General features: G+C 68.9%; 24 protein-coding genes. 12 read left to right on the top strand and 12 right to left on the bottom strand.

All coding sequences use genetic code 11. The features are described 5' to 3' along the window. Positions 1-37: 37 nt before the first annotated feature. The 3 genes from EVU97_RS11230 to EVU97_RS11220 form a co-directional block, all read right to left on the bottom strand. The gene (locus EVU97_RS11230) at positions 38-1945 is read right to left on the bottom strand and encodes a BCCT family transporter (protein ID WP_129665847.1); all 1908 of its coding nucleotides are present in this window, start codon (positions 1943-1945) and stop codon (positions 38-40) included. 189 nt (positions 1946-2134) lie between these two features. Then, a complete protein-coding gene (locus EVU97_RS11225; protein ID WP_118913589.1) occupies positions 2135-2554 on the bottom strand; it encodes a DUF6157 family protein in 420 nt (139 codons plus the stop codon). A 157-nt stretch (positions 2555-2711) separates the two neighbouring features. Continuing rightward, complete coding sequence (locus tag EVU97_RS11220; RefSeq protein ID WP_129665845.1) at positions 2712-3395, bottom strand: type 1 glutamine amidotransferase domain-containing protein; 684 nt, start codon at positions 3393-3395, stop codon at positions 2712-2714. Between the two features lie 205 nt (positions 3396-3600). Here EVU97_RS11220 and EVU97_RS11215 point away from each other — a divergent pair, with 205 nt between their 5' ends. Then, on the top strand, positions 3601-4521 hold the full coding sequence (locus tag EVU97_RS11215) for a DUF2797 domain-containing protein (protein WP_129665843.1): 921 nt from the start codon (positions 3601-3603) through the stop codon (positions 4519-4521). Positions 4522-4566: 45 nt separating this feature from the next. Next, complete coding sequence (locus EVU97_RS11210) at positions 4567-4983, top strand: GNAT family N-acetyltransferase (RefSeq protein WP_129665841.1); 417 nt, start codon at positions 4567-4569, stop codon at positions 4981-4983. Here EVU97_RS11210 and EVU97_RS11205 read toward each other — a convergent pair whose 3' ends face one another. The 3 genes from EVU97_RS11205 to EVU97_RS11195 form a co-directional block, all read right to left on the bottom strand. Next, the gene (locus tag EVU97_RS11205) at positions 4984-5823 is read right to left on the bottom strand and encodes an alpha/beta fold hydrolase (RefSeq protein ID WP_129665839.1); all 840 of its coding nucleotides are present in this window, start codon (positions 5821-5823) and stop codon (positions 4984-4986) included. It abuts the gene before it with no gap. A gap of 56 nt (positions 5824-5879) precedes the next feature. Then, the gene (locus tag EVU97_RS11200) at positions 5880-6479 is read right to left on the bottom strand and encodes a DUF1648 domain-containing protein (RefSeq protein WP_118913591.1); all 600 of its coding nucleotides are present in this window, start codon (positions 6477-6479) and stop codon (positions 5880-5882) included. A gap of 96 nt (positions 6480-6575) precedes the next feature. Then, positions 6576-6977 carry an SRPBCC family protein gene (locus EVU97_RS11195; protein ID WP_129665837.1) on the bottom strand — a complete coding sequence of 134 codons (402 nt, stop codon included), beginning with the start codon at positions 6975-6977 and terminating at the stop codon, positions 6576-6578. Positions 6978-7141: 164 nt separating this feature from the next. Between EVU97_RS11195 and EVU97_RS11190 the strand changes: the two genes are divergently transcribed. Continuing rightward, on the top strand, positions 7142-7798 hold the full coding sequence (locus EVU97_RS11190; protein WP_129665835.1) for an FMN-binding negative transcriptional regulator: 657 nt from the start codon (positions 7142-7144) through the stop codon (positions 7796-7798). Between the two features lie 9 nt (positions 7799-7807). Here EVU97_RS11190 and EVU97_RS11185 read toward each other — a convergent pair whose 3' ends face one another. Continuing rightward, positions 7808-8134, bottom strand: a complete 327-nt coding sequence (locus EVU97_RS11185; RefSeq protein WP_129665833.1) for a DUF3072 domain-containing protein — start codon at positions 8132-8134, stop codon at positions 7808-7810. A gap of 98 nt (positions 8135-8232) precedes the next feature. Continuing rightward, positions 8233-8433, bottom strand: coding sequence for a hypothetical protein (locus tag EVU97_RS11180; RefSeq protein WP_047310919.1), 201 nt, complete (start codon positions 8431-8433; stop codon positions 8233-8235). A 154-nt stretch (positions 8434-8587) separates the two neighbouring features. Here EVU97_RS11180 and EVU97_RS11175 point away from each other — a divergent pair, with 154 nt between their 5' ends. From EVU97_RS11175 to EVU97_RS11160, 4 genes are all read left to right on the top strand, one after another. Further along, positions 8588-9361 (top strand): GTPase domain-containing protein, encoded by a 774-nt coding sequence (locus EVU97_RS11175; protein WP_129665831.1) that lies wholly within the window; start codon positions 8588-8590, stop codon positions 9359-9361. 7 nt (positions 9362-9368) lie between these two features. Continuing rightward, entirely contained in the window at positions 9369-10019 is a 651-nt protein-coding gene (locus EVU97_RS11170) for a bifunctional 2-polyprenyl-6-hydroxyphenol methylase/3-demethylubiquinol 3-O-methyltransferase UbiG (protein ID WP_129665829.1), read from the top strand. 94 nt (positions 10020-10113) lie between these two features. Further along, positions 10114-10968 (top strand): SDR family oxidoreductase, encoded by an 855-nt coding sequence (locus EVU97_RS11165; protein WP_129665827.1) that lies wholly within the window; start codon positions 10114-10116, stop codon positions 10966-10968. Between the two features lie 167 nt (positions 10969-11135). Continuing rightward, on the top strand, positions 11136-12566 hold the full coding sequence (locus EVU97_RS11160) for an MFS transporter (RefSeq protein ID WP_240730211.1): 1431 nt from the start codon (positions 11136-11138) through the stop codon (positions 12564-12566). Between the two features lie 127 nt (positions 12567-12693). On the opposite strand, the gene EVU97_RS11155 is transcribed toward EVU97_RS11160, so the two are convergent. After that, positions 12694-13125: a universal stress protein gene (locus tag EVU97_RS11155; RefSeq protein WP_047310915.1), complete on the bottom strand. Its 432-nt coding sequence runs from the start codon at positions 13123-13125 to the stop codon at positions 12694-12696. 171 nt (positions 13126-13296) lie between these two features. Then, on the bottom strand, positions 13297-13467 hold the full coding sequence (locus EVU97_RS14990; protein WP_156170170.1) for a hypothetical protein: 171 nt from the start codon (positions 13465-13467) through the stop codon (positions 13297-13299). An 88-nt stretch (positions 13468-13555) separates the two neighbouring features. Here EVU97_RS14990 and EVU97_RS11150 point away from each other — a divergent pair, with 88 nt between their 5' ends. Together EVU97_RS11150 and EVU97_RS11145 are read left to right on the top strand one after the other, a co-directional pair. Next, on the top strand, positions 13556-13774 hold the full coding sequence (locus tag EVU97_RS11150) for a DUF2945 domain-containing protein (RefSeq protein ID WP_047310914.1): 219 nt from the start codon (positions 13556-13558) through the stop codon (positions 13772-13774). Beyond that, a complete protein-coding gene (locus EVU97_RS11145) occupies positions 13767-14309 on the top strand; it encodes a DUF488 family protein (RefSeq protein WP_047310913.1) in 543 nt (180 codons plus the stop codon). Before EVU97_RS11150 ends, EVU97_RS11145 begins: the two co-directional genes overlap by 8 nt. A gap of 33 nt (positions 14310-14342) precedes the next feature. Here EVU97_RS11145 and EVU97_RS11140 read toward each other — a convergent pair whose 3' ends face one another. Further along, entirely contained in the window at positions 14343-15776 is a 1434-nt protein-coding gene (locus EVU97_RS11140) for an LssY C-terminal domain-containing protein (RefSeq protein WP_240730210.1), read from the bottom strand. 231 nt (positions 15777-16007) lie between these two features. Between EVU97_RS11140 and EVU97_RS11135 the strand changes: the two genes are divergently transcribed. From EVU97_RS11135 to EVU97_RS11125, 3 genes are all read left to right on the top strand, one after another. Then, complete coding sequence (locus EVU97_RS11135) at positions 16008-17558, top strand: MDR family MFS transporter (RefSeq protein ID WP_129665825.1); 1551 nt, start codon at positions 16008-16010, stop codon at positions 17556-17558. 159 nt (positions 17559-17717) lie between these two features. After that, positions 17718-18881: an acyl-CoA dehydrogenase family protein gene (locus EVU97_RS11130; protein WP_129665823.1), complete on the top strand. Its 1164-nt coding sequence runs from the start codon at positions 17718-17720 to the stop codon at positions 18879-18881. A gap of 3 nt (positions 18882-18884) precedes the next feature. Next, entirely contained in the window at positions 18885-19940 is a 1056-nt protein-coding gene (locus tag EVU97_RS11125; RefSeq protein WP_047310911.1) for an acyl-CoA dehydrogenase family protein, read from the top strand. A 68-nt stretch (positions 19941-20008) separates the two neighbouring features. On the opposite strand, the gene EVU97_RS11120 is transcribed toward EVU97_RS11125, so the two are convergent. After that, on the bottom strand, positions 20009-21280 hold the full coding sequence (locus EVU97_RS11120) for an FAD-binding oxidoreductase (RefSeq protein WP_240730209.1): 1272 nt from the start codon (positions 21278-21280) through the stop codon (positions 20009-20011). Between the last annotated feature and the right edge of the window lie 174 nt (positions 21281-21454).

The following is a 21454-nucleotide window of genomic DNA, read 5'->3' as shown; positions in this document are numbered from 1 at the left end:
CCTCGTGAGGGTGGCCCGCCGTTCGCGTGCCGCAGCGTCAGTCGGCCTCGGGAGGAGGCGACGTCGGGACGCCGCGTCCGCCGCCGCGCGGTGACGTCGTCCGCGAGATGCGGTAGTCGATGCGCGGCTCGACGTGGCGGCCGAAGTGCTGGTCGAAGCTCTCCTGGAACTCCTGTTGCAGCGCTCGGATGCGCTCGGCCGTCTCGTCACGACGGCGCAGCGCCAGGTCCGCACGCAGCGCTCGCAGCGTGGCGAAGCACATGAGGATGAGCACCGCGCTGAACGGCAGCGCCGTGGCGATCGCCGCGGACTGCAGCCCGCTCAGACCGCCCGCGAGGAGCAGACCGATGGCGAGCGCACCCTCGAGCACAGCCCACAGCACACGCGACCAGGTCGGCGGGTTGGGGTGACCGCCGGAGGCCAGCATGTCGACGACGAGCGAACCCGAGTCGGAGGAGGTGATGAAGAAGACCGCCACCAGTGCGATGGCGAGGATCGACAGCACCGAACCGAGCGGCAGGTCCTCGAGCACGGTGAACAGCACCGTCGAGGCGTCCACGCCCTCCTTCGGGTCGACGAGACCGCCCTTGCCGAAGAGCTCACGGTCGAGGCCCGTGCCACCGAGCACGGAGAACCACAGGAACCCGACGATCGTCGGCACGAACAGCGTGCCCGCGATGAACTCGCGGATCGTGCGACCGCGCGAGATGCGGGCGATGAAGACACCGACGAAGGGTGCCCACGAGATCCACCAGCCCCAGTAGAAGATCGTCCAGCTCGCGTTCCAGGTGGCGCCCTTCTCACCCGTGTAAGCACCGACGTCGAACGTCATGTTCAGCACGTTGGCGAGGTAGACGCCGAGCGACTCGACGAAGTTCTGGAAGAGGAACAGCGTCGGGCCGAGCAGCAGGATGGAGATGAGCAGCAGGCCCGCGAAGCTCAGGTTGATGTTCGACAGGTACTTGATGCCCTTGCCGAGACCCGAGACGCACGAGAGCGTCGACAGGAACGTGATGACGACGATGAGCGTCACGAGCACGGCGTTGTCGGTGTTGTCGACGATGCCGATCGACTTCATGCCCGACGCGATCTGCTGCACGCCGAGACCGAGCGACGTGGCGACACCGAAGACGGTGCCGAAGATGGCGAGGACGTCGACGAGGTCGCCGAGCCAGCCCTTGACCCGATCGCCGAAGAGGGGCTCGAGGGCCCAGCGGATCGAGATCGGACGACCACGGCGGTGGATGGCGTACGCGAGCGCGAGACCGATGACGGCGTAGACCGCCCACGGGTGCAGACCCCAGTGGAGGAAGGTCTGCGCCATGGCGAGTTGCGCCTTCTCCGTCTCGCTGCCCTCCCAGCCCGGCTTCGGGTCGCTCGTCGCGTAGGTGAGCGGTTCGCCGACGCCGTAGAAGACGAGGCCGATGCCCATGCCGGCGGCGAAGAGCATCGCAAACCACGACAGGAGCCCGAACTCAGGGTCTTCCCCGTCGCGGCCGAGACGGATGGTGCCGTACTTGCTGAAGCCCACGAACGCCGTGAAGGCGATGAAGAAGCCGATCGCAAGCATGTAGTACCAACCGAAGTTGGTGACGATCCACGACTGCATGTCGACGAGGACGTCACTCGTCGATTCCGGGGCGGCGATGCCGACCACGGCGACCGCGAGGATGACGATGAGCGCCGGCCAGAAGACCCGCGGGGAAACCATTCCCTTGCCGAGGCGAACTCCCTGGAGCTTCAGCTTCTCGGTGATGGTCTCGTCGTCGTCCTCCTCCGCGATCTGCAGGTGCGGGGCGATCGGCTTGGCCGAGTCGCGCACCTCGACGTCGAGTTCAGGGAAGGAACTCTGCAGGGTGGACGAGTAAGTGGACGCGTGTTCGTCGAACGCGGACGCGCCCTGTGATGCTTCGCTCTCTGGCGGAGCGTCGGATGAGTTCGCCATGTGACCTCCTTGTCGTCAACAGGTCACGGCAGCCCCCACAGCGGGCCCGTAGGCAAGGCGAAGAAAGCGCTGCCGCAACGGATTCGCCTTTCCACCTTGTCACCGATGTGCGGTTCACCCAAGACGGAAGGGGTGGGGTTCCTCACCCCTCGAGGCTCTGAGGTGCTTCAGAGAGCGCTCGAAAACCGCTCAACGACGCGACTTCATGGCCGGGTGCTTGGTCACGGCGTCGTCCTCGACGAGTTCGGCGTAACGGGGCGAGTCGACGGCCACGAGCGCGACGCGGCTGTCGGCGTCGAAGTGGAAACCCCACCCGTACGTCTTCGCAAGCGGTGACGTGCGCAGGCACGGTTGACCGTTGGAGAAGAAGGCCTCGCGTGCGGCGTGACGCTCGCCGTCCGGGACACCGCTGCGATCGGCGCTCACGGTGAACAGAACGTCGTCGCTCGTCAGTTCGTAGTCATGCCCATGGAGCAGCGCGAACTGACGCTCGGCCACGCTGCCCTTGCCGGTGGGCGGCGGCGAGCCCGCCACGGCGCGGGTGTCTGGTGCGACCGTGATGAGAGTGTCGGCGTAGTTGGTGGTGTGCCCGCCCTCTGGTGTCTTCATGAATCGAGCATGACACCCGCCACCCACAACGTGACTCCACGCGCCTCGGGTGCGGAGCCTCCTTGGGCAGAGTTCGGTGCGGTTGGGTAGTCGCACACCCTGCCCAACCGCACCGAGATCGACCCAGCGCCCTGAGGCGCTCGGGCGCGGCGACGCGTCAGCCCAGGCGCTTCTTGAGCTCCTCGGCGAGGGGCTTGCTGGAGGCCGGGTTCTGGCCGGTGAGCAGGTCGCCGTCGACAACGACGTTGGGCTGCCACGCTTCACCGACGGAGAGTTCGGCGCCGTCCTCACGGAGGCGGTCTTCGAGCAGCCACTTGGCGTTGTCGGCGTTGCCTCCTGCGCGCTCCTCCTCGTTGGAGAAGGCGGTGAGCTTGCGGCCCTTGACGACCGGGTCGCCGTTCTCGTCCCGCGCGGGCAGCAGCGCCGCCGGGCCGTGGCAGACGATGGCGACGGGCTTGCCCGCTACGAGGGTATCGGCGATGAGCTTGCCGGACGTGGCGTCGACCGCGAGGTCCTCCATCGGGCCGTGACCGCCGGGGTAGAAGACGGCGTCGTAGTCGTCGAGTGCGACGTCGGACAGGTTGAGCGGCTGCTTGAGCGCGTCGATGGCGTCGAGCTCGGGCCGCACGTCGTTGCCGTCGTTCATCTCGGGGGCGAGGCTCGCCTCGTCCGCGACGGGTGCGACGCCGCCGGGCGTCGCGAACTCGACGGTGTCACCGGCCTCGGTGAAGAGGCGGTACGGGGCGAGCAGCTCCTCGGCCCAGAATCCGGTGGGGTGCTGCGTGCCGTCCGCGAGCGTCCAGTTCGTGGCTGCGCTGACGACGAAGAGAATCTTCGACATGTCGAACTCCTCGTTCGGGGTCGTGGTTCGCAGGAGACAACAGGGAACGAGCCGCACGTGTTCCGCCGAACGCGCGGGCAGCTGATGCACTTCGGTGCACGTGACGCACTCTGAACCCGCTCACAACGCATCAGGCGCGCCGACCTGCGTCAGCCGCGACGACCGGCCAACTCGACCCGACCGCCACCGTGGTTTGCTGGGCACCATGCACGACGACTTCTGGCGCTCCGACGCCCCTGCTCTCGTGCAGACCACCTCGTGGGCGGGCGGTGAGCCGCACCTCGTCGTCCTGACCGACCACGGCGAACGGCTCCGCGCGCCGATCATGAACCGCCGCATGGCGTTCCGCGTCCAGCCCGACGTCCGCTTCTGCACCGGCCGGTTCGACGCAGCCCGCCCCGGCGACGCCCGCCACGTGCCCTGCGACGGGCGGCGCACCGTCACCGTCGGAGTGCAGTGCGAGCAATGTGCCCAGCGCGACGACTCGCGCTTCATGCATCACGTGCACCGCGGGGGCTACGTGCCCGAGTCGCTGACGGGCTATCTCGCGCGGCCGCATTGGCTCTACATCGCGACATTCGCGGACGGCGCGAGCAAGGTCGGCACCGCGTCGGCGTCGCGCGGGAGGGCACGCCTCGACGAGCAGGGCGCCGTGCGTGCCACCTACATTGCCCGAGCAGCCGACGGCACCGCCGTCCGCGTGCACGAGGACGCGGTGACGGCCGAGACCGGCATCCCGCAGACGAAACACAGGAGCAGCAAGGCCGGCTCCCTCACGAAACCGCTCTCCCGCGAGCGCCTCGACGTCGCCCACGCCGACGCGGTCGAACACGCCCGCGCGTTCCTCCAAGCCAGTGGCCTCGAGCTCGCGCTCGACCCGTGGGAGCCACCAGCGCAGCACGCGGGGTTCTTCACCGGTGACAGTGTGTTCGGCACGTACCCGCACCCCCTCAGCCGCGGCGAACACTGCCTCACCCCGACCGCCGTTGTCGGCGGGGTCGCCCTCGCCACCGTGAATGACGACGACGCCCCCCTCGTCGTTGACCTCGACGCGCTGCGCGGGCGACGCATCGCCCCGGCGGACGTGCGCTCCCCGGAGACGATGAGCCAGCAGAGCCTGTTCTGAGGCCACTGTTCACCACGACGACCCCCTGACCCGAAAGGAGCCACCGTGCACCCCGACTACGACCTCACGCTCTCGCCTCCGTCACTCGCGGATTACCTGCGGCTGCGCGCCGATTCGGGCCTGTCACCCGTCACCGAGGCCCAGGGCGAACCGGCACTCGTGAACTCGTGGGCGTGGGTGCACGTGCGTCATCGCGCGAGCGGCGAGGTCGTCGCGATGGGCCGCGTCATCGGCGACGGCGGCTGGTACTTCCACATCGCCGACATGGCGACGCTGCCCGAGCACCAGAAGAAGGGCCTCGGGCAGGCGGTACTGGAAGCGCTCCTGGCGAAGATCCGTGAGGAAGCGCCGCCACGCCCCTACGTCACGCTCATGGCCGACGAGCCGGGGCGCCCGCTCTACGCGAAACTCGGCTTCGTCGAGACGGCCCCGCACTCGCTCGGCATGATGCTGCCGCGCTGATCACTCGCGCACCCGGGCGAGAATCGCGTCGGCCAACGGCTCGGGCTGAAGGTCGCTGATCCAGTGACCCTCGTCGAGTTCGACGAAGGTGTACGGCGCCTCGACGAAGTCGGCCGTGCCCTCGGCGGCGCGGCGTCCGAAGGCCACGTCGGTGTTGCCCCAGACGTACGTCGTCGGCACGGTGACGGGGCCAAGCGCGAGGCCCGTCTCGGGGCGGTAGGCGCGGTAGTAGTTGAGGACGGCGGTGAGGGCGCCGGGCTGGCCGAGCAGACGCAGATGCTCGTCGAGGCGCGCGCCGCCGAGGTTGCCGATCATCCGGCGCAGGTACGCCCAGTCGTCGGCCGCGAGCTTCTCCTCGGCCACCCCCTCCTGACGTAGGAGGTTGATGTACTGCAGCTTCTCGTGCTGCTCGGGGTCTGCCATCGTGGCGCGCACGACGGCCTGCGGGTGCGGGGTGCTGACGGCGGTGTACGTCGTGAGGAACTCGGGGTGCTCGCCGGCAACGAACCACCCGATGATGCCGCCCCAGTCGTGGCCGACCAGGTGCACGCGCTCCGTGCCGAGCGCCTCGATCATGCCGACGACGTCTCCGCTGAGCTGCTCCACGCCGTACGCCTCGACGCCCGCGGGGCGCGCACCGGGCGCGTAGCCGCGCAGGTTCGGGGCGACGACGTCGTAGCCCGCCTCGGCGAGAATCGGGCCCACGTCGCGCCACTGGGCGTTCGACTCGGGCCAGCCGTGCAGCAGAAGGATCGTCTCGCCGTCGCTCGGGCCGCAGCGCAGCGCGTCGAAGGTGAACTCGCCCACGACGAGTTCGTCGTCTCTCCACATCTCAGCCATGCCCCCACTGTGCCCTGCCGCGCCGACACTCGGGGCGATTGGGGCGACGCATGTGCTCAGTCGACGGTGTCGGTCGGCGTGTAGCGACTGCCCAGCATCCGGGTGACGAGGAAGGTGAGCATGCCCACCACGAACAGGAGGAGCACCCCGCCGATGAGCCAGCCGGGCATGGCGCCACCGGGTTGATGTGCGGCCCAGCCCGTCGTCGCGGTGATGAGGGCGAAGAGCGCGAAGATGAGCGCCGACAGAAGCACCATGTCCTCCCGCATCAGCCGCTCGAGCGTGCGCAACCGTTGCGGTGTGCGCAGCCACTCCTCCTTCTGCGGCGCGTTGATGCTCTGGGGCCAGCGCATCACCAGCCCGCTGACGAGCACCAGCAGAGCCGAGATGGCAATGGGCGTGAGAACGAACAGGGCGATGGCGCCCGTGCGGCTCGACCACCCGTCGGGCGTCTCACCCGACCAGTGCGTCGGAACCCGCTCCGGCAGCTTCGTCGCGACCACCGCCACCGTCACGGCCCACACCGCGACGACGAGCCCGAGACATCCCAGCACGCCCCGTTCGAGCTGTTCCCGCGGGAGGTCTCGTGCTTCCTGCGCGACGCGACGAACCTCCTCCGGCGACGGGCCGACGTCGAACGCTGACTTCTTGCTCATGTCTCGACGCTAGCGCCGAGACTCAGGGTGCGCCTCCGCCCAGAGGCGGAAATCCGCGCGGCAATCCGCGGCTCAGGGCCGTCGAGCGGCGGCGGATCAGGGCGCTTCGAGCAACCCCTTGAGCCGCTCGAGGTCTGCCTCGACCATCGCGGTGTCGCGGTCGAATTCCTCGTCGTTCATCGCGAGGCGCCGCAGCGTGAACACGACCTCCGCGCCGTCCGGGTGAGCGAGGACGCGCAGCGGATTGTGGACGACGGCGCCGTCCGGCAGTGTGACGTCGTGGTCGAGCACCCCGAACGGATTGTCGGGGGCGAACGCGAACGTCACTGTGCCCATGGGAGATTCGGCGACGAGTTCGCCGTCGCGATCACCCGGGTGCACCTCGGCGGTCGCGAGGCCCGCCGCCCAGCGCGGCAGGTTCTCGACATCGCGGGCGAAGGCGTAGACGGCCTCCGGCTCACGGGCGATGACGACGCTGAGGTGACGGGTGTTCGACATGCGCTCACGCTAGCGGCAGCCACCGACACCGGTGCCGCGAGGTCGCCCGCCAATCCGCCCGACACAGTGCGACACTGAGGCCTCACCGGCCCGATCGGCCGCCCGCGCGGGCCGTCGTCACGTCCGGAACTCGCAACATCGCACGTCAGCACAGGAGTCGACGCATGGGCTACAACCCCGACCACGACCGGGTCGACGACGTCGACGTGCTCGCAGAGTTCGTCGGCGCCCACCCCCTCGCCACGCTCATCACACATGACGGCGTGACGCCGCAGGCCGATCTCGTGCCACTACTCGCCGTCGACGATGCCGAGACGCCGAGCGGCAAGGCCCTCGTCGGACACGTGGCCCGCGCGAACCCCCTGTGGGAGGACGGCAAACACGTGGGCACGAGCCTCGCAACGTTCGGCGGCGGCGAGCACTACATCTCGCCCACGTGGTACCCGAGCAAGGCCGAGCACCACCGCGTCGTGCCGACGTGGAACTACCTCGTCGTTCACGCGTGGGGGCCGCTCGTCGTCCACGACGACCCGAAGTGGGTGCGCGGCGTCGTCGCCCGGCTCACCGGCGCGATGGAGGCCGGGCGCGACAACCCCTGGCGCATGGGGCAAGCCCCCGGCGATTACATCGACGACATGCTGACGAAGATTGTCGGCATCTCGCTGCCGATCGAGCGCTTCGAGGGCCGCTTCAAGGTGAGCTCACACCGCACGGACGCCGACCGCCTCGGGGCGCGTGACGGCCTCACCCGAGAGTCCGGCGGCACCGCACACGACGAACTTGCCGAAGCGATGACGAACCCGCCGCAGCGCGAGCGCTGAGCGCAGACCTTAGTCGACGCGGTTGCTCTTGCCCTGCAGCCGGTCGATGTGTTCGCTGGCCTCAGCCTTCGTCAGGTTGGCCGGAAGCTGCTCGCCGGATTCCTTGGCCAGCGTGTCGAGGTACGACTTCTGCGCCTCGGTCATGGGCTCGTCACCCGTGGCCCACTCCTGCGGGTCACGCTGAAGCGCGTCGTTGCGGCCCGCGTCGCTGTTCGGCGTGGCGCCGATCGTCTCTGCGCCACCCTGGGCGCCGGACGGCTCACGCGCGGCGCCAGCGTCCTGCGCCGCGGCACTGTCGGGGTCGGTGGGCGGCTGCTGTGCATTCATGTCGGTCATGTTCGCGACACTAGCAACGCCCTCCGACAACCGGTACCCCCCAACGGATTTCACCCCTGGAAGCGCGCCGCGACGCCATTACCCGCCGGTCGGCGCGCTCAGTTCGCGGTCTTCGGCGAGTCGCTCTGGTTGGGCGTGCGCGGGCTCGTGCCACCCGTCGTGTTCTCGGGCACGGCGTCGGCGCCGGCGTCGGAACCGCTCAGCCCGCTCCCGCCCTCGGAACGCTCGGCACCGGAGCCCGGCTTCTCGCCCTTGGGCTCGTCGTTCTCGGCTGCTTCGTGAATGTCATCGCGTGTCATGCCCCCACGTTAACCGGCACGACCCTTCGCACCCCCACCCCTTGGAGGGAGTTTCGTCCCCTGCTGTCGCGGTGGCCGCGCTGACGTGCACGAGTACGCAGGTGACGTCCGTAAGGTTGACCCCGATGTACATCGACGTCACGCGAGGTAGAACGTGAATACCATCGGAAAGGCCGTGAGCGGCTCCGGCAAGGCCGCCATCGGCACGAGCATCGCCGGAAGCGCTCTCACCGCGGTGTCCACGGCACCGGAGAAGTTGTCGACCCTGCTGCACCGCCGTTATCCGACCGTCGCCGTCACCGGCATGACGGGTGTCGGCAAGACACGTCTCGTCGACCGGCTTGCTCGACGCACGACGCCGGAGGCCGTCACCGAGAACGGGTCGGCGACGATGGAGCGCCGTACGTCCAAATCCGCGCGACTCAAGGGTTTCCGCTTCCGCGTGGTGCCGGGTGACAACGCGGCGACGCGCCTGACGGCCCTCGACGAGGTCTTCTACGAGGCACCCGTCGACGGGGTCATCCACGTCGTCGCCTACGGCCACGCCACGCCCCGACGCAGCGGCGGCGTCAGCGGTAGTGCGCCGGAGCGGAGCGTCGAGGAGCAGCTCGCGGCCGAGCTCGAGGACTGGACGATCACCGCGCACCGCATCGCCGCCATGGCGGTGCGTCGCGAGCGCCCCGTGTGGGTCGTCATCGCCGTGACGAAGGCCGATCTCTACCCTGACCGGCTGGAGGAGGCGGTGCGCTACTACTCTCCCGGCAGCGGTTCGCCCTTCGCCGCGAAGCTCGACGAACTGCGCGCCCTCGCAGGCGGCGCGAAGATCTCCATCGACGTGCTGCCCGTGAGCGCCGAGAACTCCAAGGAGCTCGACTCGCTGCTCGCCACGCTCGAAGCACGCATGGCGCAGCTCAGCGGCCACGTCTGATCGCGCGATGAACACCCCCTCGTTCGACCGCGACGGCTGGGAGCAGCGCTGGCAGCAGGTCATGGCGTCGCACGCCGACATGCTTGCCACGAAAGCGCCGAACCCGTACGTCACGGGTGAGCTCGAGGAGCTGTTCACCACACGTCGCCCTGACAGCGAACCGTCCGTTCTCGACGCCGGCGCCGGCCACGGCGCGGAAGCCCTGTGGCTTGCCGCGCACGGCTGGAACGTCACCGCCGTCGACTTCTCGCCCGCTGCGCTGGACTTCGGGCAACGCAACGCAGCACAGGCCGGGGCCGACGTCGCCGAGCGCATCACCTGGGTCGAGGGCGACCTCGGCGTGTGGGCGCCGGAGCCTCGCGCGCACGACGTCGTCCTGTGCCTCTACGTTCACTGCGCGGGCGACATGGCCGAGATGATCACGCGCCTCGCCAGCGGCGTCGCACCCGGCGGGACGCTCTTCATGGTCGGCCACCAGAGCGTCGATCCGGCCACGGGCGAACCCACCCGTGCCGCAGGGCAGCACCAGGTGAGCATCGACGAGGCGGGCGCCGCGCTACGAGGCGACGAGTGGGAGATCGTCACCCTGGAGAACCGCCGCCGCGACGACCAGATGGGCGGGGTCGACGCCGTCGTACGCGCGGTTCGGCAGCCCTGACGCGTCCACCTGCTGGTCCTCGGGCGGCGCCTCGGAAGCATCCGCGTGGGGGCGCTGTTGCATGTACAGCATCCGCCCGTGGAAAGGACCTGCCATGACCACCCTCGCCATTACCGGCGCCACCGGAGCGCTCGGCCGCCTCGTCGTCGCCGACCTCCTCGAGAGCGGCACCGCACCGGACGAGGTTGTCGCCGTCGTCCGTAACCCCGCCAAGGCTGCGAGCCTCGCCGAGCAGGGCGTCACCGTCCGCGAGGCCGACTACGCCGACCCGGCCGCGCTGCGCACGGCGCTCGAGGGTGTCGAGCGGCTTCTGCTCATCTCCGGCGACGCCGTCGGCGCGCGCGTCGAGCAGCACACCAACGTCATCGAAGCGGCCAGGGACGCCGGCGTCGCTCACATCGTCTACACCTCGATCCTCAACGCGGACGCCTCGAGCAACCCCCTCGTCGACGAGCACATCGCGACGGAGAAGGTCCTTGCCGCCAGCGGCGTCGCGCACACCGTCCTACGCAACGCCTGGTACTCGGAGAACTACACGACGCAGCTGCCGCAGTACCTCGCCACCGGCGAGATCCTCAGCGCCACGGACGACGCCCCGATCTCCGCTGCGGCACGCGCAGACTTCGCCGCTGCCGCTGTGGGCGCCCTGCGCTCCGCGGGCGCCGAGTCGCGCACGTTCGAACTGGGCGGCCCTGCCTTCACGCTCACCGAGCTGGCGGAGGCCATCACCGAGGCCACGGGTACGACGGTGGTGCACCGCGTCGTCAGCGCCGACGAACTCGTCGCCACCATGACGAGCGACGGCCAAGACGCCACGTGGCCGAACATCCAGGCACGCGTGGACCGTTCGATCGCCGCCGGTGAGATGCACACCGACTCGAACGCCCTCGAGGAGCTCATGGGTCACGCACCGACGACGATCACGGAGGTCGTGCGCGCGGCCGTCTGACGGCCTCCCTTCGATTCGCCCCGGTGCGCGATCCGCCCTTCGCGGTCGGTCGTGTGCCGGGGCGAATCTCATCCCTGAAGTGGCCCGGAACCCCCGGAACCACGCGGAAAAGTGATCGTGCCCACGTCTGCTAGAGACCGGCGCGAGGGCGGGCGTACAGTCGTTCGGTGAGCACCGAACGGACGACCGAACAAACCCCCGAGGTCAGGCCCCGTCGGCTCCTGACGGTGCTCCTCATCCCCCTCTTCATGGCGCTCGTCGCCATCTCGGTCATCAACGTCGCGCTCCCGGCGATCGGCGAGTCCACCGGCGCGAGTTCGGGTGGCCTGCAGTGGGTCATCTCCGGTTACGCACTGGCCTTCGGCGTCCTCCTCGTGCCGTCGGGCCGCGCCGGCGACGTCATCGGTCGGCGCCGCATGCTCCTCGTCGGCATCGCACTGTTCACGCTCGGCTCTCTCATGGCCGGCTTGGCGCAGGACATCGTCGTCCTCAACATCGCCCGCGTCGTGCAGGGCCTCGGTTCGGGCCTCGTCAACCCGCAGGCCATCGGGCTCATCCAGCAGTACTTCCGCGGCCAGGAGCGCGCGAAGGCGTTCGCTCTCATGGCGACGACGGTCGCTGTCGCCACCGCCGTCGGACCGGTCATCGGTGGTCTGCTCATCCAGATCCTCGGCAACGACGCCGGCTGGCGCTGGATGTTCTTCGTCAACGTGCCGCTCGGCCTCGCGTCGCTCCTCCTCGGCCTGCGCTGGGTGCCCAACGACCGTCGTCGACCCGATCAGAAGCTCGACCTCGACCCTGTCGGCACCGTGCTGCTCGCCCTCGCGGTGCTCGTCATCATGCTGCCGTTCATGGAGCGCGGTGCCGGGGCTGCCGTCTGGGCGCTCCTGCCGGTGGGCCTCGCGCTCGTGGCGGCGTTCGTCGTCTGGGAGAAGCGGTACAAGGGCCGTGGACGCCCGCCGATGGTCGACCTCGACATCTTCCGTGCCGAGTCGTTCCGCAACGGCATCCTCATCGTCACGGCGTTCTTCATGGGCATGACGAGCATCTGGATCCTCATCCCGCTCTACCTGCAGATGCACCTGCACCACTCGGCGTTCGAGTCGTCGATCGTCGGGCTGCCCTCGTCCGTGGGCGCCGCCGTCTCCTCGCAGATCGCCGGGCGCTACGTCATGACGCTCGGGCGTCGCCTCGTCATCGCGGGCTTCGTTGTCGCGTTCATTGCGGTGCTCGGCGTCGTTCTCGTGGCGGGGCCCGTCGAGTCCGGTTCCCTGCCGTACTGGGCATTCGCGGTGCCGCTGACGCTCATCGGCGTCAGCCAGGGCATGACGATCGCCCCCAACCAGACGCTGACGCTCAATGCCGTCGACCCCAAGTTCGGCGGCGTCGCGGGCGGTGTGCTGTCGCTCGGTCAGCGCGTCGGCACGGCCGTCGGCACGGCGCTCATCCCCGGCGTGCTGTTCACGCTGACGGAGGGTGGCACGGCGTGGCCCACGTCGTTCCGCATCTCGATGGGCCTCATCATGGTGCTCATCGTCGTGGCCACCGCGTTCTGCATGTACGACCGCAAGCGCGAGCGCGCCGAGGCCGCCGCCTGAGCGTGCGATGTTGAGCGGTGAACGCGGCACGGATGCCGCACTCATCGCTCAACATCGGTGGCCCGCCTCTCCCCCAGGAAGAGGCGGACCACCGGATCAGGGGCCGACGGTCGTCGGGGCCAGGGTCTCAGTCGCGGACGACGAGCACCGGGCAGTGGGCGTGCGTGACGCAGTAGCCGCTCACGGAGCCCAGCAGCATGCCGGTGAGTTCACCGTGGCCGCGGCATCCGAGCACGAGCATCTCGGCCTCGGAGGAACGGTCGACGAGAACGTTGCGCGGCTCGCCCTCGACGATGTGCGCGAAGAACGTCACGTCACGGTGCTCCGACGCAGCCTTGCGCACGACCTCCTCCACCATTTCGCGGGCCACGTCGTCCGGGCGGTACGTGGTTTCGAAGGCCATCGCGTAGCCGTAGTTGGTCGGCCACTGCCACGTCGTCAACACCTCGACCGGCGCGCCGGTGACCTGCCCCTGCCGCGTGGCCCACGCGAGGGCGCGGTGGGAGGGCTCGGAGCCGTCGAATCCGACGACGATGGGGCGAAGCTCCTGCTCTGACATGGCGACTGCCTTTCTTCGAAGGATCACTTCCCACGCTAGGCGCAGCCACCCCGAAGGCTTAGGGACCTTCGGCCCGGTGAGTCGCGCAACCAGCCTTCTCGCTGCCTGCGCATCCCACCGAGGTACGAGGGGCCACCGAGCGCGTTGCTCGGTGGCCCCTCGTGCGGTGAATCAGGCGTTGTCGGCGTCGCCGTGCTGGCCCTCGTCCTCGCTGCCGGCGTCGGACTGGCCGCCGCTGGCCGTGTCGTTGTACTCACCGCCGTCGCCGCCGGTCTGGGCGCCGGGGCCGCCGTCCTGCTGGTCGACTTCGGGCTTGAAGGTCTCGTTCTCGTTGTCGCTCATGCCTCGAATGTAGACACCTTTGCCCTCACGTTCCAGCCTCCCCGGGGGTGGGAACTCGCAGCGCTATCGTCGAGGCAGGAGGTACGTCATGAGCACGCGATTCAGCAAGGGTGACCACGTCACCTGGAACTCCGAGGCCGGCCACGTCTCCGGCACGATCACCACGGTCCACACGTCCGACTTCGAGTACAAGGGCCGCACCCGCCACGCGTCGCAGGACGAGCCGCAGTACGAGATCAAGAGTGACAAGACGGATCACGTCGCCGCGCACAAGGAATCGGCCTTGAGTCTCGTCAAGGATGACTGACTCACCGGTCGAGTTCCTGACGATCGGCCACTCCGACCGCAGCATCGCGGAGTTCCTCGAACTGCTCGAGGCAGCCCGCGTCGATGTCGTCGTCGACGTGCGCCGCCTACCCGGTTCGCGCAAGTATCCGTGGTTCGACCAGGACGCACTGACGGCCAGCCTGCAGGAGCGCGCCATCTGCTACGTCCACCTCACTGCGCTCACCGGCCGCAGGCCCAAACAGCCGGACGTGCCCGACGAGGTCAACGCCCTCTGGCAGAACCGCAGCTTCCACAACTACGCAGACTTCACACTCAGCGACGAGTTCGCCGAGGGCCTCGCGCAACTGCGTTCACTCGACGCCGAGGTTCCCGCGATGTTGTGCTCCGAGGCGGTGTGGTGGCGCTGCCACCGTCGCCTCATCGCCGACCAGCTCTTGGCCGCCGGAGAGACCGTCCGCCACATCATGGGGCCGGGCGAGCCGAAGCCCGCCACGCTGACGCCGGGTGCCGTGGTCAAGAACGGACGCGCCACCTACCCCGCTGCGACGGACTGAGGCCGCCACGACGTTGTGACGCGGCGAGCGCCGTCAGTCGACGTCCGCGCCCTCGGTCTCGGAGCGCCGGTGTTCGACCCACTCACGGGCCGACAGGCTCGTCAGCGCGAACACGATGAGCAGGTCGATGCTGAGGGCCAGCAGCGCCGTCATCGTGGGGCGTCCACCTTGCAGGTACTGCCACATCTGCCACGCCTGGGACGCCGTGACGAGCGCGATCATCGTCAGCCGCGCCCACAGGCCGCCTCGGAACGTGCGCCACGCGAGCCAGAGGATGGGCGCGTAGGCGAGCACGCTGATCCACAGCGCCGTCGTCTCGGAAACACCAACGGGCACCCCGTTGATGACGTCCGGGCCGCTGTCACCGAGCGCCTCGTGGTCGCGCCACAACAACCCGACCATGGCCAGGAGCGCCGATGCCACCGTCAGGACGAAGGCCGCGACGACCGGGATGGGCCGTCGACCGACCTCCGTCAGCACGTCGCGAGCGCTGTCGCTGTTGGTCGCCTCGAGAGTTCGGTCGCCTGGAGTGGATGTCTGCACCCTCGTGGCGCCGGACGACACCGCATCCGCCGATCCCCCGGCTTCGGGCGCCACCTCCACCTTCTCGAGGTGCAGGGTCGGCAGGTTGCCGTCGGTCTGAACGGCATCGCCGCCGCCGTTGCGCGAGTGGTACCCCGTGGAGAAGTTCTCGATGACGTGGACGTCGGCTTCCTCGACGGCGTGGAGCACCGTGCCGATGACGTAGTCGCGCTCGACGTCGATGTTGCGGTCGATCTTGTGCGTCACCTGGAGTGTGAACAGCGACAGACCAACCGCGCGGTCGTACGTACCCGAAGCCAACCAGTCGACGCGCGTGCCGCCGGGCAGCAGCCAACCCTCCGGCGTCGGCCAGAACCGCACGTGGTGGCGCTGCGACGGGTTGCCCTCGACCTCCTGCTGGTAGGCGAAAGCCTGCGTCTTGTTGAACAGGACGAGTGGGCTCACGGGCGCCGCGGCATAGCTGCGTCGGGCGAGCGAGGAGTACACGATCCGGGCGCTCGAGGCGAGCGTGACGGGGTCGGCGCGCGTCCAACCCGCACGCGTCATCGCCTCGTGGATCTGCTCCTCGCTGCCCATGACGGCGAGGTTGAGCGGATCGCCGAGCAGGCCGTCACTCGTGCGGCTGCGGCCGATGAAGTAGTCGGGAACGTAGATCGACGTGAGCACACGCTGCAGTCGCGGCAGCGCGAGGTAAGCCATGACGACCCAGAACAGGACGAGGAACAGCAGCAGCGACCACGACCAGCGCACCTCGAGCAGGAGCAGGACGGCGAAGCCGAACGACAGCAGCATGACGAGGACGAAGAAGACGTTCTCCACCCACGCACGCCCCAGATGGCGTCCGCTGCGCTCGATCTTGTCGGGGTGGCGGTAGACCGGCTTTCGCCGTCCCCGGCTGGCCCACGTCATGCGGTCGGTGCTCACACCTCGTCCCTTCGACTGCGCCCAGTCTGCCGGGTCGACGACGGGCGGCGTCGAGCCGTCCGGTGAGGGAACCGTTTCGTGGGGAGCGCGACGAAGACCACACGTCACGGCGCGAAAATCGTTCGCTGTGTCAGCGCGCTTCACCGTAGAGTATGAAGCCCGACTTTTCTCCGGACCTCGACGCTCGTCACCTTCGCCGGAATCCACCCTCCACGATGCCGGAGCACCCGCATGCCCGAAACCCCCTCGTCATCGGCAACCGCAGCCGACGAGATCCCCACCCCCGTGCCGCCGGCCGCCACCAGCGACGAGTTCTCCGAGCACGCGGCCGAGAGCGACGCGGTGAGCGCGCCCGGCGCCCCCGAGCCGGTGGGTGACTACAAGCTCGTGCTGCGCATCCTCACCGTGGCCACGTTCATCGTCATCCTCAACGAGACAATCATGGTCAACGCGATTCCGCAGCTCATGTCGTCGCTCCACGTCACGGCGCACGCCGCACAGTGGCTCTCGACGGCGTTCATGCTGACGATGGCCGTCGTCATCCCGACGACCGGCTGGATGCTGCAGCGCTTCGAACGCCGCGCCGTGTTCGCCGCGGCCATGATCTCGTTCGCGCTGGGCACGTTGCTCGCCGCGATTGCGCCGAACTTCGGGGTCATCCTCGTCGGGCGCATCGTGCAGGCGACGGGTACGGCCATCATGATGCCGCTGCTCATGACGACGGTCATGACGATCGTGCCGCTCGCCGAGCGCGGCCGCACGATGGGCAACGTCTCGCTCGCCATCTCGGTGGCACCGGCCCTGGGCCCGACGACGTCGGGGCTCATCCTCCAGTTCGCCTCGTGGCGTTGGCTGTTCCTCCTCGTGCTGCCGCTCGCCGTCGTGTGCGGCGTCATCGGTTTCCGCCTCATGCCGCGCAGTGGATCGCAGGCGGGCGGAACGCTCGACTTCATCTCGATCCCGTTCGCAGCGGTCGGCTTCGGCGGCCTCATCTACGGCATGAGCCAGTTCGGCGGGCACACGCCGGGCGCCGAGCCCGTCGTCGACCCCTGGGTGGCCGTCATCGTCGGCGCCGCATGCATCGCCGTGCTCGTGTGGCGTCAGCTGCGCCTGGCCCGTAACGGCGGCGCGCCCCTCATGGACCTGCGTGCCCTCGCCTCGCCCGGCTTCGGCATCGCGGTCGCCGTCATGTGCATCGCGATGCTCGCGATGATGGGCACGATGATCCTGCTGCCCCTGTGGCTGCAGGCCACCCGCGGCCTCAGCGTGCTCGAGGCGGGCCTCGTCATGATGCCCGGTGGGCTCATGATGGGTCTGCTCGGCCCCCGTATCGGGCGCCTCTACGACAAGGTCGGTCCGAAGCCCCTCGTCACACCGGGCGCGATGATCGTCGTCGCCGCCACCGCGCTCGGCGGGCTCGTCGCGCCGCACGCCGAGTGGTGGGTCTACCTGTTCATCCACCCGCTGCTCAGCTTGGGCCTCGCGCTCATGTTCACGCCGCTGTTCACCGCGGGTCTCGGTTCGCTGCCGGGTCACCTGTACTCGCACGGCTCGTCGATCCTCGGCACCCTGCAGCAGGTGGCCGCCGGCGCCGGAACGGCACTCGCCGTCACAGTGATGACGTCACGCGCCGAGTCGCTCGCGAAAGCGGGCGAGAACCAGGCCGACGCAGTTTCCGGTGGCGTTTCGCTCGCGATGTGGGTGGCCGCGGGTATCTGCTGCCTCGCCGTCGCGCTCACCTTCTTCGTCAAGAAGCCGGCCGAACCTGTTATGGGGCACTGAGCCGAAGCGCTCGCACGAGCGGCCCGGAACGTCCGTCACGGACGCTCCGGGCCGCTTTCGCGTTCCAGGCCGCAGACGGCTTATTGAGCATTGCTCAACAACGGTGTAGACATGGATGAGGAAGGTTCGCCTTCGCCTCGAACACACCAGGGAGTCACCGTGGAGCGAAAACTGAGCGAGGAGGACGTCGCGCTGCAGAACGAATTGCGCGCGTTCTTCGAGAACGAGGTGCCGGACCACCTCAAGAACAGCTACATGAAGGACGGAGAAGCCGTCCCCGAGATCCTGCGTGAATCGCAGAAGTTCCTCGACGAGCACAACCTCGCCGCCCCACAGTGGCCCGAAGAGTGGGGTGGCCGCGGCTGGGACGAGCTGCAACTGCACATCTACCGCTCCGAGCTGCAGCGCGCCGGGCTGCCGAGCCCGCTGCCGTTCAACATCAACATGGTCGGGCCGGTCATCGCGGCGTTCGGCTCCCAGGAGCTGAAGGAGCGTTTCCTCCCGAAGACGAAGAGCCTCGAGATCTGGTGGTCCCAGGGCTTCTCCGAGCCGGACTCGGGTTCCGACCTCGCGTCGCTGCGCACCACGGCGGTGCGAGAGGGTGACGAGTGGGTCGTCAACGGTCAGAAGACGTGGACGACGCTCGGGCAGTACGGCGACTGGATCTTCACGCTCGTGCGCACCGACCCGAAGGCCGACAAGCCGCAGAAGGGCATCTCGTTCCTGCTCATCGACATGAAGAGCGAGGGCCTGACGGTCCGTCCGATCAAGCTGATCGACGGCGGGGTCGAGGTCAACGAGGTGTTCTTCGACAACGTGCGCGTGCCCGCCGACCAGCTCGTCGGCCAGGAGAACAAGGGCTGGGACTACGCGAAGTTCCTCCTCGGAAACGAGCGCACGTCCGCCGCGCCCGTCGGCTCGATCAAGGCCGCTCTCGCCCAGGCGAAGCAGCACGCCCGCGAGACCCGCTCGCCGAACGGCACCGCCCTCGACGACCCGCTGCTCGCCGCACGCTTCGCCGAACTCGAGGCCGAGGTCATGGCCCTGGAGCTGACGGTGCTGCGCGTCGCCGGCGACTCGCGTGACGGCCGGCCCGACCCGGCGTCGTCCATCCTCAAGCTGCGCGGAAGCGAACTGCAGCAGGAGGTCTTCGAGCTCATGGTCGACGTCGCCGGCGTCGAAGCGCTCACCTGGCACACGGGTGATTGGGGTGGAGAGACGCTGCCGCGCTACCTCAACTTCCGCAAGGCCTCGATCTACTCGGGATCGAACGAGGTCCAGCGCAACATCATCTCCGGCGGCATTCTCGGACTGAGGGGCTGACTCATGGATTTCAAGCCGAACGAAGAACAGCGCGCGCTGGCCTCGGCCGTGCGCGACATGGCCCCGAGCCTCACGCCGAAGGACGACGGCAACGGCGCCCCCACGGGCCCGCAGCCGTTCGACCCCACCGGGTGGTCGCGCATGGCGGAGATGGGCCTGCTCGGCCTGCCGTTCAGCGAGGACGCAGGCGGTTTCGGCGCCTCGTCGATCGAGGTCGCTCTCGCCGCTTCGGAGCTGGGCAAGGCTCGAGTCGCTCTGCCTTACGCCGACGCCATGGCTGCGGCTGCCGCGCTCGACGCCGCGGGGAGCGACCTGCTGGCCGACGTCATCGGCGGCGAGAAGGTCGCACTCACCGCCTTCGGTGAGAAGGGCGGCGTCTGGGCGCCCGATCAGCCGACGCGCACGGCGACGGGCTCGGGTGACGGCGTCACGCTGAGCGGCGTCGGCGTCGGCAACACCGATCTCAGCGAGGCACATGCGGTCGTCACGACCGCGCTGGCTGACGGCGAACTCGGCGTCTACCTCGTGGAGGCGCCTTCGGTCGACCGGGCCGTCGCGACGTTCGACGGCGCCTCAGCCGTTCGCCTCGGCGGTCGCGAGGTACTCGACGCCGCACTGGCGCTGGGGAACGTCGCTCAGTCGGGCGAGGCGATCGGCGCGATGGAAGCCGCCCTCGGCATGACGGTGGAGTACCTCAAGACGCGCAAGCAGTTCGGGGTGCCGCTCATGACGTTCCAGGCGCTGACGCAGCGCGCGGCCGACATGTACGTCGGCGTCGAGCTGACGCGCAGCGCCGTGCTGTTCGCCGCCATGGCGCTGGCCGAGGAGGTCAACGTCGACGCGGTCTCCCGCGCGAAGTACCTCGTGGGTACCTACGGGCGCCTCGTCGGGCAGGAGGCCATCCAGTTGCACGGCGGCATCGGCATGACGGCCGAGTACGCAGTCGGTCACTACACGTCACGCCTCGCATCGATCGAGCGCACCTTCGGTGACACCCGCTACCACCTCGCACGTCTCGCGCAGGGCGTGGGCGACCACGAGTCGGTCGACGTCATCTGACGTTTCACGTGAAACGGTCCGCACCGGTTCGGTGCGGACCGTTTTTCGCGTTCGGCTGTCCGGAGTGGTCAGCGCAGCGGGTCGAGCGGACGCAGTTCGTCAGCAACGCGTCCGGTGACGATCTGTTCGGCGAGAAGTTCGCCTGAGAGCGGGCCGAGCGTGATACCCCACATGCCGTGCCCGCCGTTGACGTAGACGCCCGGCACCCGGGTCGCTCCGACAAGCGGCAGGCCGTCGAGCGGCACGGGCCGGTTGCCGCACCACAGGTCGTCGCGCGCCTCCCAGTCGACGCCGGTGAGCAGGTCGCGGCCACTGCGGGCTATGGCGTCGGCGCGGCCCACGTGGAGCGGGTCGTCCGTGTCGCAGAACTCCATTGTGCCGCCGGCACGCAGGCCGTCGTCGATCGGCGTGCACGCGATGCGCTCGTACGGGAAGTAGATGGGGTGAGCGACCGGGCGAGCTGCCGGGTCGGTGATGGGCAGCTTGAAGCTGTACCCGCGTCCGGCGCGCACGGGAACCTTCACACCGAAGCCCGCCGTCAGCTCCGGGAGCCACGCGCCCGTGGCGACCACAACGACGTCAGCAGTGAACGGCTCACCCGCGGTCAGGTCGACGCGCACGCCTTCGCGCACGTGCTGGAAAGCGCGCACGTTGGCGCCCGTGATGACACGCCCGCCACGGGCGGTGACGGCGTCCGCCACAGCTTGGGCGTACTCGCCGGGGTTGATGAAGCGCTGCCCGCGAATGCTCACCGCGCGCTGGACGTGCTCGCTGATGATCGGCACGGTGCGGCGCAGGACGTCAGGGCTCGTTTCTTCCGTCTCGAGGTCGAGCCCGGCGCCGCGGATCATGTCGAACTCGTGCTCGAGTCCCGCGGCGTCATCCGGGTTCTTGAAGGCGGCGACGATCGGCGCCTCGTGCGAGGTCGCCTGCACACCGCCGCGTTCGAGGGTGTCGTAGGCGCCGATGGCGCGCTGGTTGAGTGGCACGAAGGTGGCCATCGTCCGCTTCCACTGACCCGGCGTGCATCGGCGCGCGAAGCCGAGGAGAAAGCGAGCGAGCGACGGATCCGGCTTGAACGGGACGTAGAGCGGCGAGTCTGGATCAAGCAGCGACTTGAGGCCGTAGTTGAGCACAGACGGGTCGGAAAGCGGCACACACAGGCCCGGGGAGATCCAGCCGGCGTTGCCCCACGAACTGCCGGCGGCCACCCCGGAGCGATCGAGGACGGTGACCTCGACACCGTGTTCCTGAAGGTGCCACGCCGTGGCCAGGCCCACCATGCCAGCGCCGACGACGACGGCGCTCTCGACTGGTCGGTGTGCGGATTCCGTTGCCAACTGAGCCAACTCCCCTTGTTGTCGAAGCTGTTGGTTGACGCCTCACGGGTATGTGTGCGTGACGTCCCGAGGTCACTCGCGTGCTCGAGCGACCTCTTCAGGCCATGGTGCCGCCCACGGAGCACCTACCGTTCAGTACGTAGGGATCGGGTGGCTTCCACCGCAGGATCGAAC

It is taken from the genome of Dermacoccus sp. 147Ba (genome assembly GCF_004151355.1).
Classification (GTDB): Bacteria; Actinomycetota; Actinomycetes; order Actinomycetales; family Dermatophilaceae; genus Dermacoccus; species Dermacoccus abyssi.
Note: the sequence above shows the minus strand (reverse complement) of the source record. Positions and strands in the feature narration are given on the sequence as shown.

Coding starts and splice junctions, on each gene's coding strand:
- EVU97_RS11230 (WP_129665847.1), bottom strand. CDS start 1,945: ATGGCGAACTCATCCGACGCTCCGCCAGAGAGCGAAGCATCACAGGGC.
- EVU97_RS11225 (WP_118913589.1), bottom strand. CDS start 2,554: ATGAAGACACCAGAGGGCGGGCACACCACCAACTACGCCGACACTCTC.
- EVU97_RS11220 (WP_129665845.1), bottom strand. CDS start 3,395: ATGTCGAAGATTCTCTTCGTCGTCAGCGCAGCCACGAACTGGACGCTC.
- EVU97_RS11215 (WP_129665843.1), top strand. CDS start 3,601: ATGCACGACGACTTCTGGCGCTCCGACGCCCCTGCTCTCGTGCAGACC.
- EVU97_RS11205 (WP_129665839.1), bottom strand. CDS start 5,823: ATGGCTGAGATGTGGAGAGACGACGAACTCGTCGTGGGCGAGTTCACC.
- EVU97_RS11200 (WP_118913591.1), bottom strand. CDS start 6,479: ATGAGCAAGAAGTCAGCGTTCGACGTCGGCCCGTCGCCGGAGGAGGTT.
- EVU97_RS11195 (WP_129665837.1), bottom strand. CDS start 6,977: ATGTCGAACACCCGTCACCTCAGCGTCGTCATCGCCCGTGAGCCGGAG.
- EVU97_RS11190 (WP_129665835.1), top strand. CDS start 7,142: ATGGGCTACAACCCCGACCACGACCGGGTCGACGACGTCGACGTGCTC.
- EVU97_RS11185 (WP_129665833.1), bottom strand. CDS start 8,134: ATGACCGACATGAATGCACAGCAGCCGCCCACCGACCCCGACAGTGCC.
- EVU97_RS11180 (WP_047310919.1), bottom strand. CDS start 8,433: ATGACACGCGATGACATTCACGAAGCAGCCGAGAACGACGAGCCCAAG.
- EVU97_RS11170 (WP_129665829.1), top strand. CDS start 9,369: ATGAACACCCCCTCGTTCGACCGCGACGGCTGGGAGCAGCGCTGGCAG.
- EVU97_RS11165 (WP_129665827.1), top strand. CDS start 10,114: ATGACCACCCTCGCCATTACCGGCGCCACCGGAGCGCTCGGCCGCCTC.
- EVU97_RS11155 (WP_047310915.1), bottom strand. CDS start 13,125: ATGTCAGAGCAGGAGCTTCGCCCCATCGTCGTCGGATTCGACGGCTCC.
- EVU97_RS14990 (WP_156170170.1), bottom strand. CDS start 13,467: ATGAGCGACAACGAGAACGAGACCTTCAAGCCCGAAGTCGACCAGCAG.
- EVU97_RS11150 (WP_047310914.1), top strand. CDS start 13,556: ATGAGCACGCGATTCAGCAAGGGTGACCACGTCACCTGGAACTCCGAG.
- EVU97_RS11145 (WP_047310913.1), top strand. CDS start 13,767: ATGACTGACTCACCGGTCGAGTTCCTGACGATCGGCCACTCCGACCGC.
- EVU97_RS11135 (WP_129665825.1), top strand. CDS start 16,008: ATGCCCGAAACCCCCTCGTCATCGGCAACCGCAGCCGACGAGATCCCC.
- EVU97_RS11125 (WP_047310911.1), top strand. CDS start 18,885: ATGGATTTCAAGCCGAACGAAGAACAGCGCGCGCTGGCCTCGGCCGTG.